This window comes from Acetobacter estunensis (assembly GCF_011516945.1).
In the GTDB taxonomy this organism is placed as follows: Bacteria; Pseudomonadota; Alphaproteobacteria; order Acetobacterales; family Acetobacteraceae; genus Acetobacter; species Acetobacter estunensis.
In genome coordinates this window covers 1-13,774 of record NZ_WOTH01000055.1, presented here as the reverse complement: position 1 = coordinate 13,774, position 13,774 = coordinate 1, and the positions used below count along the sequence as shown (strand labels likewise).

17 protein-coding genes and 2 pseudogenes are annotated in these 13,774 nt (G+C 57.1%); 11 read left to right on the top strand and 8 right to left on the bottom strand.

All coding sequences use genetic code 11. The features are described 5' to 3' along the window. The 4 genes and pseudogenes from GOB87_RS15155 to GOB87_RS15140 form a co-directional block, all read left to right on the top strand. Positions 1–678 (top strand): annotated as a pseudogene (locus tag GOB87_RS15155) (hypothetical protein); the annotation flags it as partial. Continuing rightward, positions 675–2,894 (top strand): SF1B family DNA helicase RecD2, encoded by a 2,220-nt coding sequence (gene recD2, locus GOB87_RS15150; RefSeq protein ID WP_166318659.1) that lies wholly within the window; start codon positions 675–677, stop codon positions 2,892–2,894. The pseudogene GOB87_RS15155 and the gene recD2, both read left to right, overlap by 4 nt. Before the next feature lie 23 nt (positions 2,895–2,917). Further along, positions 2,918–4,129 carry an ATP-dependent helicase gene (locus GOB87_RS15145; protein WP_338421443.1) on the top strand — a complete coding sequence of 404 codons (1,212 nt, stop codon included), beginning with the start codon at positions 2,918–2,920 and terminating at the stop codon, positions 4,127–4,129. Positions 4,130–4,346: 217 nt separating this feature from the next. Then, complete coding sequence (locus tag GOB87_RS15140; RefSeq protein WP_166318656.1) at positions 4,347–5,219, top strand: DNA/RNA non-specific endonuclease; 873 nt, start codon at positions 4,347–4,349, stop codon at positions 5,217–5,219. A 229-nt stretch (positions 5,220–5,448) separates the two neighbouring features. On the opposite strand, the gene GOB87_RS15135 is transcribed toward GOB87_RS15140, so the two are convergent. The 5 genes from GOB87_RS15135 to GOB87_RS15115 all read right to left on the bottom strand — a co-directional run bounded on the left by GOB87_RS15135 (position 5,449) and on the right by GOB87_RS15115 (position 8,888). Then, complete coding sequence (locus GOB87_RS15135; protein ID WP_198911730.1) at positions 5,449–6,984, bottom strand: ATP-dependent nuclease; 1,536 nt, start codon at positions 6,982–6,984, stop codon at positions 5,449–5,451. Positions 6,985–7,079: 95 nt separating this feature from the next. After that, positions 7,080–7,262 (bottom strand): hypothetical protein, encoded by a 183-nt coding sequence (locus GOB87_RS15130; RefSeq protein ID WP_166318653.1) that lies wholly within the window; start codon positions 7,260–7,262, stop codon positions 7,080–7,082. Beyond that, positions 7,259–7,669, bottom strand: coding sequence for a type II toxin-antitoxin system VapC family toxin (locus tag GOB87_RS15125; RefSeq protein WP_061274652.1), 411 nt, complete (start codon positions 7,667–7,669; stop codon positions 7,259–7,261). Before GOB87_RS15125 ends, GOB87_RS15130 begins: the two co-directional genes overlap by 4 nt. Continuing rightward, positions 7,666–7,938 carry an antitoxin gene (locus GOB87_RS15120; protein ID WP_082770818.1) on the bottom strand — a complete coding sequence of 91 codons (273 nt, stop codon included), beginning with the start codon at positions 7,936–7,938 and terminating at the stop codon, positions 7,666–7,668. Before GOB87_RS15120 ends, GOB87_RS15125 begins: the two co-directional genes overlap by 4 nt. Before the next feature lie 614 nt (positions 7,939–8,552). Next, positions 8,553–8,888 (bottom strand): hypothetical protein, encoded by a 336-nt coding sequence (locus GOB87_RS15115; protein ID WP_166318650.1) that lies wholly within the window; start codon positions 8,886–8,888, stop codon positions 8,553–8,555. Positions 8,889–9,248: 360 nt separating this feature from the next. Between GOB87_RS15115 and GOB87_RS15110 the strand changes: the two genes are divergently transcribed. Beyond that, complete coding sequence (locus GOB87_RS15110; protein ID WP_166318647.1) at positions 9,249–9,440, top strand: hypothetical protein; 192 nt, start codon at positions 9,249–9,251, stop codon at positions 9,438–9,440. Positions 9,441–9,595: 155 nt separating this feature from the next. On the opposite strand, the pseudogene GOB87_RS16895 reads toward GOB87_RS15110, so the two are convergent. Further along, positions 9,596–9,862, bottom strand: a pseudogene (locus GOB87_RS16895) (HU family DNA-binding protein); the annotation flags it as partial. A 152-nt stretch (positions 9,863–10,014) separates the two neighbouring features. Here GOB87_RS16895 and GOB87_RS15100 point away from each other — a divergent pair. The 5 genes from GOB87_RS15100 (at position 10,015) to GOB87_RS15080 (ending at position 12,309) form a co-directional block, all read left to right on the top strand. Further along, positions 10,015–10,464, top strand: a complete 450-nt coding sequence (locus GOB87_RS15100; protein WP_166318641.1) for a PIN domain-containing protein — start codon at positions 10,015–10,017, stop codon at positions 10,462–10,464. After that, entirely contained in the window at positions 10,461–10,667 is a 207-nt protein-coding gene (locus GOB87_RS15095) for a hypothetical protein (protein ID WP_166318638.1), read from the top strand. Before GOB87_RS15100 ends, GOB87_RS15095 begins: the two co-directional genes overlap by 4 nt. Positions 10,668–10,678: 11 nt before the next feature. Beyond that, positions 10,679–11,431, top strand: a complete 753-nt coding sequence (locus tag GOB87_RS15090) for a hypothetical protein (protein WP_166318635.1) — start codon at positions 10,679–10,681, stop codon at positions 11,429–11,431. A gap of 15 nt (positions 11,432–11,446) precedes the next feature. Next, on the top strand, positions 11,447–11,797 hold the full coding sequence (locus GOB87_RS15085) for a hypothetical protein (RefSeq protein WP_166318632.1): 351 nt from the start codon (positions 11,447–11,449) through the stop codon (positions 11,795–11,797). Between the two features lie 77 nt (positions 11,798–11,874). Next, positions 11,875–12,309 carry a hypothetical protein gene (locus GOB87_RS15080; protein ID WP_166318629.1) on the top strand — a complete coding sequence of 145 codons (435 nt, stop codon included), beginning with the start codon at positions 11,875–11,877 and terminating at the stop codon, positions 12,307–12,309. On the opposite strand, the gene GOB87_RS15075 is transcribed toward GOB87_RS15080, so the two are convergent. Continuing rightward, entirely contained in the window at positions 12,282–12,917 is a 636-nt protein-coding gene (locus tag GOB87_RS15075) for a nuclease-related domain-containing protein (RefSeq protein WP_166318662.1), read from the bottom strand. The two genes, GOB87_RS15080 and GOB87_RS15075, sit on opposite strands and share 28 nt — an antisense overlap. A gap of 295 nt (positions 12,918–13,212) precedes the next feature. Here GOB87_RS15075 and GOB87_RS15070 point away from each other — a divergent pair, with 295 nt between their 5' ends. Next, positions 13,213–13,428: a hypothetical protein gene (locus GOB87_RS15070; RefSeq protein ID WP_166318626.1), complete on the top strand. Its 216-nt coding sequence runs from the start codon at positions 13,213–13,215 to the stop codon at positions 13,426–13,428. Here GOB87_RS15070 and GOB87_RS15065 read toward each other — a convergent pair. Next, the coding region (locus tag GOB87_RS15065) for a transposase (protein ID WP_166318623.1) at positions 13,403–13,774 on the bottom strand (372 nt) is incomplete at its 5' end. The two genes, GOB87_RS15070 and GOB87_RS15065, sit on opposite strands and share 26 nt — an antisense overlap.

Below are 13,774 nucleotides of genomic sequence, written 5' to 3'. Positions count from 1 at the left end.
GTTAACCCCGGACCAGATGGCCAACAGCAACGCCGTCAGAAGGGCGGCATAACAACAACCGGGTATAGCTTATCAAGCCCGCAAAACTGTCCGAACGGACGGGACCACCTCTACCGTGGACGGGCTTCAGCCGTTTCTATGCTGGCCAGCGTTCCGCAAGGAATGACAATATTCGATTTGGCAAAATGGTGCGGCCATACGTCCGTTCAATCGACGATGAGCTATGTTCGGTCGAAACCTACGCAATTGGCGAGTGCGTTTGCCAAGGCGGATCAGGCGGCGCGGATGATCGAAATTGTTATTGATAAGGAGGTTATTGCGGCAGGCGCAACGAAGGATGGAGCACCTTGGAAGTATTACGATTTAGGTGATTCTTACTGTAGCAATGCGTTTTGGAGCACTTGTCCGCATCGCATGGCATGCGCACGCTGTTATTTCAATATTCCGAAGCCAAGCGCCAAGGGCGTTGTCCTGGCCGCTCAGCAAGCAGCCAATCGTTTACTGGAAGAGGTCTGGTTAAGCCCAGAGGAACGGGATGCCGTGTCCGGAGACGTTGAAGCATTGGAGGGAATGTTAAACAAGCTTCGAGATAAGCCAGCGCTGGATGGCCGAACGCCTGGCGAAATTTCGGCAACATGCGGTTCCCAAGTGTCTTCTCCGTTCACAGAATCAGAATGACCAGTGCCGTGGTTGGAGAACAATGCCAAACGGAAGCGCTGGCCGGCCTCGTGGAGCGGGTGACGTTCCACAATGCCGAGAACGGTTTCTGCGTCCTGCGGGTGAAGGTGCGGGGGCAGCGCGATCTGGTCACTGTCGTCGGCCATGCCGCCATGATCTCGGCGGGTGAGTTCGTGCAGATGTCGGGGCGCTGGTTCAACGACCACACCCACGGCTTGCAGTTCAAGGCGGAGTTCCTCAAGGCCAGTCCGCCGACCACGGTCGAAGGCATAGAGCGCTATCTCGGCTCGGGCATGATCCGGGGCATTGGTCCCGTCTATGCCAAAAAACTGGTGAAAGCGTTCGGCGAGGCCGTGTTCGACCTGATCGAGCAGGAACCGCATCGCCTGCGGGAAGTGACAGGCATTGGTCCCAAGCGGACCGAACGGATTGTCGGTGGCTGGGCAGACCAGAAGGTGATCCGCGAGATCATGCTGTTCCTGCACAGCAACGGCGTCGGCACGTCGCGGGCGGTACGGATCTTCAAGACCTACGGGCAGGATGCGGTCAGACTGATCAGCGAGAACCCCTATCGGTTGGCGAAGGACATCCGGGGCATCGGCTTCAAAACCGCCGACCAGATCGCCCGGAAGATGGGGATCGCGCCTGATGCCATGATCCGGGTGAGGGCCGGGATCTCCTATGCCCTTGGTGAGGCGATGGATGAAGGGCATTGCGGCCTCCCGGTCGGTGAACTCCTGACCAGCACCGCCGAACTGCTGGAGGTCGCCGCCCCTCTGATCGAAACAGCCCTCGCGCTGGAGCTGGAAGCGGGAGACGTGGTCGCTGATAGCGTGGGAGAGACGAGTTGCATCTTCTTGGCTGGTCTCTATCGCGCGGAGCAGAGCATCGCCGAGCGATTGCGCGCCTGCGCCGTGGGTCGGCCGCCCTGGCCGGAGATCGATGCTGAAAAGGCCATGACTTGGGTGGAAGGCAAGACCGGACTTGCCATGGCGCCCAGCCAGCAGGAAGCGGTGCGCCTTGCACTGCGTAGCAAGGTGCTGGTGATCACGGGTGGTCCTGGCGTGGGCAAGACCACGCTGGTCAACGCCATTCTGAAGATCGTGACTGCCAAGGGCACAGACGTGCAACTTTGCGCGCCGACCGGCCGGGCGGCGAAGCGCCTGTCGGAAAGCACGGGGCTGGAAGGCAAGACCATCCATAGACTGCTGGAGACGGATCCGGGCAATGGCAGTTTCAAACGGGACGATACCAACCCGCTGACCTGCGACCTGCTGGTTGTGGACGAGGCCAGCATGGTCGACGTGCTGCTGATGCGCTCCCTGCTGCGCGCGTTACCTGACAGCGCGGCTCTGCTGATCGTCGGCGACGTGGACCAGTTGCCTTCTGTCGGACCGGGGCAGGTGCTGGCCGATATCATTGGCTCCGATGCTGTCCCTGTGGTGCGCCTGACCGAGGTGTTCCGCCAGGCGGCACAGAGCCGGATCATCACCAACGCGCACCGGATCAACGAAGGGAAGATGCCGGAGCTGAGCGCGGAAGAGGGATCGGATTTCTATTTCGTGGAGGCGGCTGAGCCCGAGGTCGGACTGCGCAAGTTGCTGGCCGTGGTGAAGGACCGCATCCCGGCGCGGTTCGGGCTGGACCCGGTCCGCGACGTGCAGGTGCTCTGCCCGATGAATCGGGGTGGGCTGGGCGCACGGTCGCTGAATATCGAGTTGCAGCAGGCGCTGAACCCGGCAGGCGACGTGAAGGTCGAGCGGTTCGGCTGGACCTACGGTCCCGGCGACAAGGTGATGCAGATCGCCAACGATTATGACCGGGACGTCTTCAACGGGGATCTCGGCGTTATCGACAAGATCGATGTGGAAGAGGGCGAACTGACGGCCTTATTCGATGGACGGGAGGTCGTTTACGGCTTCGGCGAGTTGGACGAACTGGTGCTGGCCTACGCGACGACCATTCACAAGAGCCAGGGCTCGGAATATCCGGTAGTGGTCATCCCGCTGGTGACGCAGCATTATACGATGCTGGCGCGGAACCTGCTTTATACCGGTGTTACACGGGGGCGGAAGCTCGTCGTGCTGGTCGGGCAGAAGAAGGCTCTGGCCATAGCTGTGCGAAATCAGGGCGGAAGGCTACGTTGGTCAAAACTGAGAGACTGGCTGGTGGGTACGTCAGGTACAGGTCATCTATCCCCCCTAAAGAAACCTTAAAATTGCTTTTTTGAGGTTGTGAAATTGTATTCCACATAAATTCATGGCGCGGCGCGAAAGTCGGATTTCTCCGCAATTTCTCAAGAGAATTCCCGAACGCGAAGACATTCAAGCTGGAGGAGAATTTTCGCTCCACCAGTCATATTCTCGATGCGTCGAACGCCGTGATCTCGTTTGATCCATCCCGGATCGAGAAGACGCTGTTTACCCGCCGGGGTGAGGGGCTGCCGATCGAAGTGCTGGGGTTTTCCTACGCCAGCGAGGAAGCTGAGGCGATTGCCCGCGAGATCGGCCGCCGTGCGGCTGCAGGCGCAGCCTGGCACGACATGGCGATCATTTACCGTCAGAACAGACTGTCACGGGCACTGGAGGAAGCGCTGCTGCATGCGCGCGTCCCTTATGAGATCGTCGGCGATGTCGGTTTCTATCAGCGAACAGTTGTCAAGGACGCCCTGGCGCTCCTGACCCTTTCCTCGTGCCTGGATGAGCGCCAGTCCGATGAGGCCTTTCGTCGGGTTGCCAACAAGTCTGCCCGGGGTCTCGGAGCGAAGGGTCTGGGGATGATCGAGGCTGAGGCGGCAGGTTTTGGTCTGTCGCTGTGTGCCGCCGCCACGCGAACGCGCCTGCCTCCCAGGTGCGGTCTGGCGCTCGACGGCTTTATCCAGATCCTCAGGCGAGCCGGAGCGCGTGATGACGAGACGCTCGGACAACGTCTGACGTGGCTGCTTGAGGAAACGGGCTATCTGGACATGCTCCGCGCTGATGACAGTGATGAGGCCGCGACCCAGAGGGAAAACCTTGCCGAGCTGACAGAACTGGCCGACAGCTTCCGGCGTGTGGAGCATCTGATGGAGCACGCGGCTCTGGCGAGCGGGGCGCCCGGGGAGAAGGGAAAGGACCGGGTGCAGCTCATCACCATGCACAGGGCAAAAGGACTGGAATTCCGCCACGTCTTTCTGCCGGCGTGGGAGGAGGCCATCTTTCCGGGCGGCATGGCGCGCAATCTCGATGAGGAGCGTCGCCTTGCTTATGTCGCGCTCACCCGGGTCATGACACAGGCTACCATCAGCTTCTGTGATTACCGCCAGGGCGGCTCTTCCGCGCCGTCACGCTTCATCGATGAGATCCCGCCGGAAAACAGGATCCGTGGCTGGAATCACGGCCGCGACGAGCCACGCCAGTCAGGTGGACGCTGGGCGCAGGCTGACCGTGAACTTGATGCACTGGGGCTTTGACCATGAGAGACGAACCACCAATGGATTTTTTCGGAAACCAGTCACAAGCATCGCTTCGACCCCAGTCGGCAGGCCATGGATACGCGCATAGCTGCAAGGCCTGCGGAAAAGGAGCAATGTTCGGTTTCAATACGCGCTCAGGGGAGGAGTGGTATTGCCGGGAGCACCGCCATCTCGGTCGCTCGGTCCCGCTGGCTGCAATGAAACGGGGCGTCTGATGCGTAGCCTGCTTCTGGCCGCCGGTGTGGTGGTCTGCGTATCAACGCCTGCCGTCGCGCAGACGGTCTCCTGTGCGGGTCAGTTTTTCGGCGGACAACCTCCTGCCGTGGTGGACGAGACGTTGCGGATCGGCACCGTGATGCTCTGTAATCACGGTTACGCCGTCCTGGCGTCCGAGCATACGAAAGGCGCGCTCTGGGCCGCCGAGTATCTCTCGGAAGAGAACCTCGAAGTGGCGGAGCGTACCCCCCGCAGCAGCCGCTTCTATCCGGACGCCCGCCTCCCGGACACCATGAGGGCCGAACTTTATGACTTCAGATCGAGCGGATACGACAGAGGCCATCTTGTTCCGAGCGGCGATGAGGCTGGCCTTTCATGGCAGGCCGAGACGTACGCACTCTCCAATATCGTGCCTCAGACCGCCGAGCTGAACCGGGGCGCCTGGGTGGGCGTGGAAAGTGCCGTGCGCGGGCTCGCGGACAGGGATGGAGAACTTTATGTTGTCACCGGTCCCGGTTATGACCCGGACAGAACCGATACCGTCGGCCCGCACCGGATTCCGGTTCCTGCTCTCACCTGGAAGGCGATTTACGATCCGGTGACAGAAGGAAGCGGCGCTTACGTCTGCCTCAATACGTCGTCGCCTCAATGCCGCGTCATCACGGTCGCCCTGCTGACGCAGCTCGTGCGGATCGATCCGTTCCCGGCGGTGCCGGCAGGCGGGAAGGACCACGTCATGCAGATGCCGCCGATTGAGGCCAGCCCTTACGCGCTGGAGCACGAGGCCGGCGGAGAAAAGATGTTGCGCGAATGGGCTGCGCCGAAGGTTCGCCGGGCTCTTGCGGAGCTGGTCAGATCGCTCGGAAGGTGAATGGGGTCGGGGGTGACGGCTTCCGCCTCTTCTGCGACGTAAACGGCTACGGCATGCGATTCCGTTAACGGACATCTTGTATCGTACGCATGGCTAAAGGTCGGAGCAGGATACTTGCGTTTTTACAGCAGACCTGACCACGCGGCGAGCACGAAAATCATATCGACGATCTTCATGCTCGTTTGTTATTCAATAACCAAACGGTTCAAAATTTGAATAGGTTGTGATTCTAATTGGAAGGGTTTTGCTCTCTAATAAATTGAATAATTTCCTGCCAGAAAATAGGATTTTTCTCGTTAAATAGATCGATCATTCCAGCTCGAATATGCAAAGATGAAACAAAATCAAGACGCTGGCTCATTTCTGTAAATACTATATGACAGTCACAAGAAGAATTTCTCACACTGTTAATGGTCTCTAAAATTCGATCTTCACTAAATTGTGAGAGAAAGCATCTTTGACGAATTAGAGATACAAGTTCAGTTTTATGATCAAAAATGAAACTAAAAACTATATCTTCTGGTGTATTATCACCTATAAAACGCGCGTAAGGTGGTAAAGCATGATTGTCAGTGGAAATTATGTCACCATCCACTAACGCGATTGATGGAATACGAAGCATTGGATTTTCATTGTGAAATTGACTAACTTTTATAACATTTGGATATCCACCGGCTGCAAAAACTTTTGTATTCGCGGCCAGTCCTGCTCCATATCGTCCAATAGCGTTTTCAACCCATTCTTTAACAAAAGCATCCTCTACATATACTGCACGTGCATCCGGAACATTACCTGTTATTGCACGAAGACTCTCGATACTGAGCTTTCCATTCCATGCTCTTTTATTGATGGAGGCCCATACAGCTTCAACAGGAAGTTCGTTTACTGCATCTTGGGAATGGGTTGTAAAGACAACCTGAAGACGTCTACGTCTAGCGGCATTCTGTAAATATTGCACAAATAAACGGACAGCTACTGGATGAAGACCGTTTTCAACTTCTTCAATTAAGATCAGAGAATTTTCAGGAGAATTTTCGATTCTATCTATAGTCTCAATAACAGACGCTTCTCCAGCACCAAAATGGAATTGAGAATAATCTACCCCACTATAAGAACCAATATACATTTTTGAAGACGGATTACTATTTTCGATAACAACACGATAATTTTCTATATTCTTATCTAGCACTGCTGTAGCATAAGTTATAGTGTTTTGATTGAGATCAGAAACCGTAAAATCATTAGGGCTTCCTCCAACAAAACGTCTAAAGCGTGAAATTTCTCCAGCGGGTACTGTCCTTTGAATTTCAATGTATTCAACAGGCCGTTCGGGAAAACCGTCTCTTCGCCATTTCGAATGAGTGAACCTTGCTGTTCGTGTAATTGTTCTATCACGTGAAATGTTTTTATCTACGAGTTCAATCTCGATGCTCCAATCAGCCATGCTTTCATCGCCTATAGAGGCCTTAGGAAAAAACTGACCTGGACGTATATTTTTATATGCTAAAGCGGTCGCGCCCAAAATGGTAGACTTACCGCCACCATTAGTGCCAACTAGCGCAGTAACCGGTGTTTTGAACTCTACAGTTTCGTCGACAAAGCCGCGCACTCTCATCAAATGCACTCTTTTTACAAATTGATTATAGTTATTTGAACGAACTCTCTCAAGTTCATTTCGCATATCACTCGGAGAAAGCTTCAATTTATGACTCTCTTTAAATATGGAATTATTGTTGGTCCTATCAAGATCAACATACCGTATCATGTCAAGATCGCATACGATGTGGGACAATGACGATTATTCGCAACCATTCCTCTGAGTAGCATTTATACGAATGTCAGCTTATTCCCATTCATGATCTAATGGCCGACCTTCCTCTTTCCCCCCATTGCTGTCCATATCTCGGCCTGCTTCCGGATGATCTGTTCCTGACGTTCTGCAATTTCGTCCATCCGGGAAACCGCCTTCCCGATAGCGCGACTCAAGTCATCGAACGCTCGCAAGCCCGCCTCAAGATCGGCAGTCGTCTGGTTTTCATTCATGCCAGATCCTCCAGCCAGTTCTCGACCTTCAGCCCTCTGATGCGGCTAAACTCGCGAATGTTGTTCGTCACCAAAGTTACTTTGAGAGTGTATGCATGGGCCGCGATCAGCAGATCATTCATGCCGATTATCTGCCCTGCCGCTTCGAGTTCGGCACGAATGCCGCCGTATTCGCCATCAGCCGGAATATCGAGCGGCAATATTGGTACAAAAGCCAGCACGCTTTCGACGCGGGCCAGGAGTTTCGCGGAGCCTTTTTTGGCGCATCCGTATCGCAGCTCCGCCGCCACGATGATGCTGGTGCAGAGATCTCCGGGATCGAGATGTTCGATGCGTTGCGCGGCAGGTCCTGATGGATTGCGGACAAGATCGCTGATGATGTTGGTATCGAGAAGATAGGCGTTCACAGGATGTCTTCCGGTCTGGCGGCTACATCGTGAACGTCGGGAAAATCGTCCTCGGGAGCCAGCGGCGGTTCTGTGCGCCATGCAGCGAGGAGTTCGTTCAGTGTAGATGGTGCCTTGACGGGCTCAAGAACCAGCCTGTCACCGTCGCGGCGGATAAGCACGCGGTCTCCCGGCAGTTCAAATTCGACCGGAATGCGTACTGCCTGACTGCGATTATTCCGGAAGAGTTTGACTTCACGGGGCCGTGGATGGGTTTCAGGGACTGGCATGGGGGGCTCCTGATTGTATATCCCATATTGTATATGTCTTGGGGGAGGAAATCAAGGTTTTGATTGTCTCGGCGGGTGCGGGCAGAGCGGGGTGCGGATTAAATCCAAAGGGAGGAGATTCGTCAGCCTTTCCAGTCATCCTGCGGACACCGTTCGCTACTTCCGACGAAGCTGCCCCTGCTTTCGCAATCACGGCCTGAGAAGTGAAACTATATAAATTGCGCCAGCATATACGGCGCCGGGGTCAGGACCAGTGCACACACAACGGCGCGCAATCGTCTGTCTGCATCCGGCGTCAGGATTGCGAAGCCCGCTTCAAGATTGAACAGCATCCAGATCAGCAACAATCCGACGCGGTATCAGCCGGGAACCGATTCATACGCCCGCGCAGCAGCCGGGACTTCGTTTAATACCGCTATGATGAGGACGGCCTGCCCAATCATAAGCGGCGTGACGATTGAGATCGCGCGGCGTGTCGCTGTTCGCGCAGGGTCAAAGACGGGTCCAACGATTTCCTGCAGTATCGGATCCGCTGTTTTGGCATCAGTCATCGGATATACCTCTGTCTGCAGACACAATGATATAGTGTCGGTCGTATTGCTGGCGGTCGTCATTCAGTTTTTAGTCTTTACTTGCTGATCACCATGAACGAACGTCTTGCGACCGCAAAGGGCTGACGAAGAGGAAAGTTTTCTCTGCCCTGTGAAGCGCCAGACGAAGCGGCCGAGGCGAACAAACAGATAAGCGGCCACGGTCATGCTGAGCAGAACGCCCCACGCACCGAGGATAGTGTAAAACCGGAAAGCTGCACGAAACTGATCAGGGTGCATGGCCATCTGACACAGGTTGAACTGCTCTTTGGTCGCCGGGTCACGGTGAGGCACTGACAGGGGCACAGACGGTAAAGGAAGAGGCCTGGTCCAGGCCCGGCACGCCTCGACAAAAGCCATCGTTCCGTCCCGCATCTGTTGGCTCACTGGCCCCTCGGGCGTATCGATCGTCGGCCGGTTCAGAGGCGCTGGTCCGACGGATGGGCCTGCCATGGCTGTTGCGCAGGGCACGGGCGTCGCCACGAGGATGAGGACTGCCGGAAAGGAAGCGCGGAGCAGCATCACATCGTGTTCCTGGGCGCAGGGTGAGTCGGCGTGAGGCCGTAACCCCATGCCGGGGTCATATCTGTCCGGCGTATGCGTCCGTGCTGCGAAAGCTTTGACCGGACGGCGGTATAGCCGGAGTGAGCCCGTCGGATGACCGCGCATTCGCCTGGTGTGCGTCTGTGCAGCAGCGCGGTGAGGCGGTTATGAGATGTCATGAAGAAGATCTCCTGCTTGTGCGAGAAGATCAGTGTCGGCCACCATCATGCGACCAGTGATAAGAAAATGCGCGGAAAACGTATTGGCCGGTCGCTGATTCGTCAGGCAGCAGGCCTCGCGGCAACGACCGCACGCTCGCTACCCGCTATCTTTCAGGTACCCGCTATCCGTATGGTGGCGCTTGTGTGAAGCCGCCCTCAGGCCGTGCGCCGAGCGCGGGTCTTTTCCGCGGGAGCGGCTGCCGTATCCGCAGCGGCGGCGCTTTTGGCCGGTGATTTCGTGGATGTTCTGACTGACGCCCTGGTCGACGCTTTCTTTGTCCTGGTCGCAGGTTTTGGTGGCGCAACACGCGCCTTCAGCACGGGGGACGCCTTGAAACGAACGGTCCGTCCGGCCTCGACCTGGACCGTTTCCAGAGTGCGGGGATTCAATGCCGTGCGCGCCGGGGTGTCTTTCACCCGAAACGTGCCGAAGCCGGGCAGGGTAAAGCTGCCGGTTTTCTCCAGCTCGGAGACAAGTGCCTCGATCAGATCGTCGGCTGCCTTACCGGCGGCAACGCCGGTGCTTGCCATGCTGTCCTGCAGCACCGCTGCGATGAACGCCTTGCTCATATTGGTGTCGTATCCTCTTTCGGACGGCATTGACGCTGGTGTCGGCCGACACCTCGAAATGCCACAGAAATAGTCTGCCCGTCATCAGGGCGAGGTTTGCGGTCGCATCATCGGCGTGTCCCGTCTGTGATCGACGGATTGACGAGGGTCTCATGAACCACATTGGCCAGTCGTTTTCTGAATCGAAAACAGGCACGACGCTGCATGTGCTGATCGATTATGAAAACGTGCAGCCGGACATTCTGGCCTTGTGCGGTCGTGATGACGTCCGGGTTCACGTCTTCGTCGGTGCATTGCAGACAAAGATCAGCATCGATCTGGCGCAGGCCATACAGGGGCTGGGTTCCCGCGCTTCTTACGTGCGCATCAGCGGAAACGGTCCGAACGCTCTGGACTTCCATGTGGCGTATTCTGTCGGACATCTCTCTGCGCTGGATCCCGACGCACGCTTTCTGATCGTCTCGAAAGATACGGGTTTCGATCCGCTGATCCTGCATCTGTGCGAGAAGGGGATTGTCTGCGAAAGGGCTCCGTCTCCGCCGGAGAAACCTGTGGCGCCCGAAAAAAGAGGGTGCTGCAAAATGGCTCTGAGGAGCGCGTGAAGAAACTGGTGGCGTGTCTGCAACGTCAGGGAGCAGCAAAACCGAAGCGCCGGAAGTCGCTGCAGGCAACAATTCTTTGCCTTTTTGGAAAGCAGCTCGACACAGGGGGAGCAGGCGCGCTCATTGACGAGATGCAGAGGCGAGGGATCGTCTCGTTCAACGGGGACAAGGTTGTGTACGCCCTGCCGAAGACGCCCGCGTAATGCGCCGTGGCATGATGTCTGCTCCTGCTGCCTCTGCAAATCGCGACACGAGCGCCGGGCATATGACGGATGGTTCCGATCTTTCACGTGGCAGTCGCATGATTCCCGGCCACGCAGGTAGTCCCGAACAAGGAGACATTCATGCCTGTCGCCCATGCCGTTCCATGTCGTTTCGTAAAGACCACACGATGCTGACGGTTCAGCATATCCTGATGGAAGAGGGCTTCCGTACAGCGGTCCAGCTCAGACCACCCATGACGCCGGATCGAAATGAGGGGCTTTCCTGGATCGTCCGGGAGGGTTCCGGACCACTTCCCTATGAAGGGTTCTCCGGCTGGTGGGCGACGGTGGATTATCCCCGCGATGCGGATGGCCGGATCCTGCCCGGCGGAGCGGCATTCCGGCTGCATTACGGACGGTATCGCACCATGCGGCCGATCGTGGTCGGTGCAATCGCATGGTGTGGGGCCGTCGGCGCGGAGCTGTGGCGGTCGGTGAAGACGCTTTTCGAGCAGGGGAAGGAGTCGGGACGGATCAGTCCGCCTCTCGACGCCCTGCCTCTGCCTCTCGATCTGGTGGCTCCTCTCGATGCGCCATGGCTTGCCACCATTATTTCGTCATTTGTGCAGGGTATGGATTACGCGCAGCTGACCCCACTGCCGCGTATCGTGCATGAACTTGCCGCCGTTCTGTTTGCCGAGGCCCCGTTTCTGGCGGGGCAGATGTATCCACCCGCGTCACGATTTCCGCTGCCGCTGTTTTGAAAAGGAGATGGCCCCTTGCGCTATATCTCCGGCTTCGCCGCCGTTCTGCTCATCGCAGCGTCTTTCTCCGCCCGCCCTGCCGAGGCCCAGTCCGTAATCGGCAGCCCGGTGACGCCGGCAGGCGGCCGTGCGGCGGGCAAGATGCCCACGACATTCGCGCCCCTTGGCCAGTCCATGGCGCAGCTGCTCGATGACGGTTTTCAGATCGTATCGCTTGCGGGTGAGGACGGCGAAATGATGATTCTGCGCGAGTCGTTTCCGGGGCAGCCGGGAAGCAAATGGGTTCGATGCGAGTTGGCTGGTGGCGGACAGTCAAAACTGATTTACAGTCGTTCGGTCTCATCGGACTGCCGTGCGCTGAACTGATGGCTCTGATCCCCTCTGGTTCCGGTCGGGACTTCGGTTTTTAACTGTATCTGATTTGTTATAAGGACGTCTGATTTATGGCGAAGAAGCCTGCGCCGGCGATTGAGCCCGAGGACTGGTCTGACGAAGAGGCTGGTTTTCTCCCGCCACTTGAACCACCGACGCCGGTGCGGGATCCGAAGGATCTGCGCCCACACACCCGCCAGCTCACAGATATTCTGCGTGCCAAATTCCCGAAACGGTGGGTGGGCGTTGAGATTGGCACGCTGCCGCTTCGTTGCGAGGATGACCTGTTCTCGGATTTCATCAATCTTGGTGATGGCCTTGGAGTGCGTCTGGACTACGATCCCAATGAACCGGATCGGGTTCTCTGGATCAGCGCTGGCAACCGTGATTTCGGCGGCGAACCGGTCGACTTCCCCCGCGATAATGAGGCCTGCCGGGGACTGATGCTCACCGACGAGGAAACGACCGAGCTGCTCGACTACCTCAAAGAAGAAATGACCGGCTGAACATCGCGGGACTTCCTGGCATGGCGGGCGAGTTCGATGCGCCGCCATGCTTCCGCCAGCGACCCTTGAGAATCATTGCGCCCGAGACTGCCCAGCAGGGTCTCCAGCGCCGATAGCGAGAGGGTGCGGCTTGCCAGTGCCGGCGACAGAATTGCGGATCCTGCCATTACGACGTGGTTAAAAACCTGAATCGCCGGATCCACGAGACGGACCAGCGCATACACAGCCCGACAATGGCCGGCGTTCTGGATCAGAGGACTGTAGATCAGGCGAGCTGGCGCGTCGGCGTCTTCCCCGGCGAAACGCTGGCGCCATCTTTCGTCTTGCGGATGCCCGGTCAGCTCGCCGCCATAGCGCTTCGTTTCCACGACATGGATGCCGGCTGCGCTGAGAAACAGGTGGTCGATCTGGGTGGTCCGCTCATTTTGAGCGGGCAGGATGACATCGTGGAGAACGGGAAGCCCGCTGCGGTTGAGAACGTCCGCGACGGCGTTCTCGCCCTTGTCACCCTGAATCTCCGCCCGGAAGGACCGCCAGACCGCCTGTTCATGGGGCGTGAGGCGGGGATGTCCGGGGTTTCGAATGCCGCGCCGGCGTAATCTCACCATGAAGCCCACCTGCTCTTGTTACGAATGTCTCCTGCTGGTCTGGCTTAGCTGACACTCATGCGACCCGCCTGGTGGCGGTAATAGGAACGGGAATGGCGTCCTTAGCCGTGCAGAGTAGAGGGACCGCCGCCCAGCTAACCCACTCGCGAGAGGTCGCCTAACGCCTTCGAGGCAAGAGGATCTGATGCCATTTCTCGATCAGTGAAAAAGACATCAAGCTAATACGGGAATACTCTGGTAAAACAGAAATGTTCTTAACGTATTATGTGGTTGGTTTTATACTTAGGATACATGGATGGATCTTTCCAAGATACAGATTGCCCGTCGCCAACTTGGTGTTGCCACAGCTCTCTTTCTTGATAATGCCGATCCGGTTTCTGTCCACTGCCTAGCATGTGGTGCAGCGGAAATTGTCGAAAGTATTGGATACCATTCCGACACCGAGAATTTCACCGGTCACATCCTTTTAGAGCCTGTTTGGAAAGTCATGGATGAGCGTTTCTTCGGATGAGATTGGCCCCCATGGCGACGAAGATCATGGCCTGCGAGACATCGATGCGGCGCTCGTAATCGCGCACGAGGCGTCGCCAGCGGGTCATCCAACCGAACGTCCGTTCGACGACCCAGCGTCGGGACAGAACCTCGAAGCCTTTAGCCCCGTTACGGCGGCGGATGATCTCGACGACGAACTCCAGATAAGCCGCCTTGTCCATCAGTTGGAGGCGGTCATAGGCGCCATCGGCAAACAGGTGCTTCACCCAGGGCCAGCGTTTACGGATCGCATCCAGGATCATCTGTGCGCCTGCGCTGTCGGAGATGTCGGCCGGTGTCAGGTTGAGCATCAGCAGGCGCCCGTC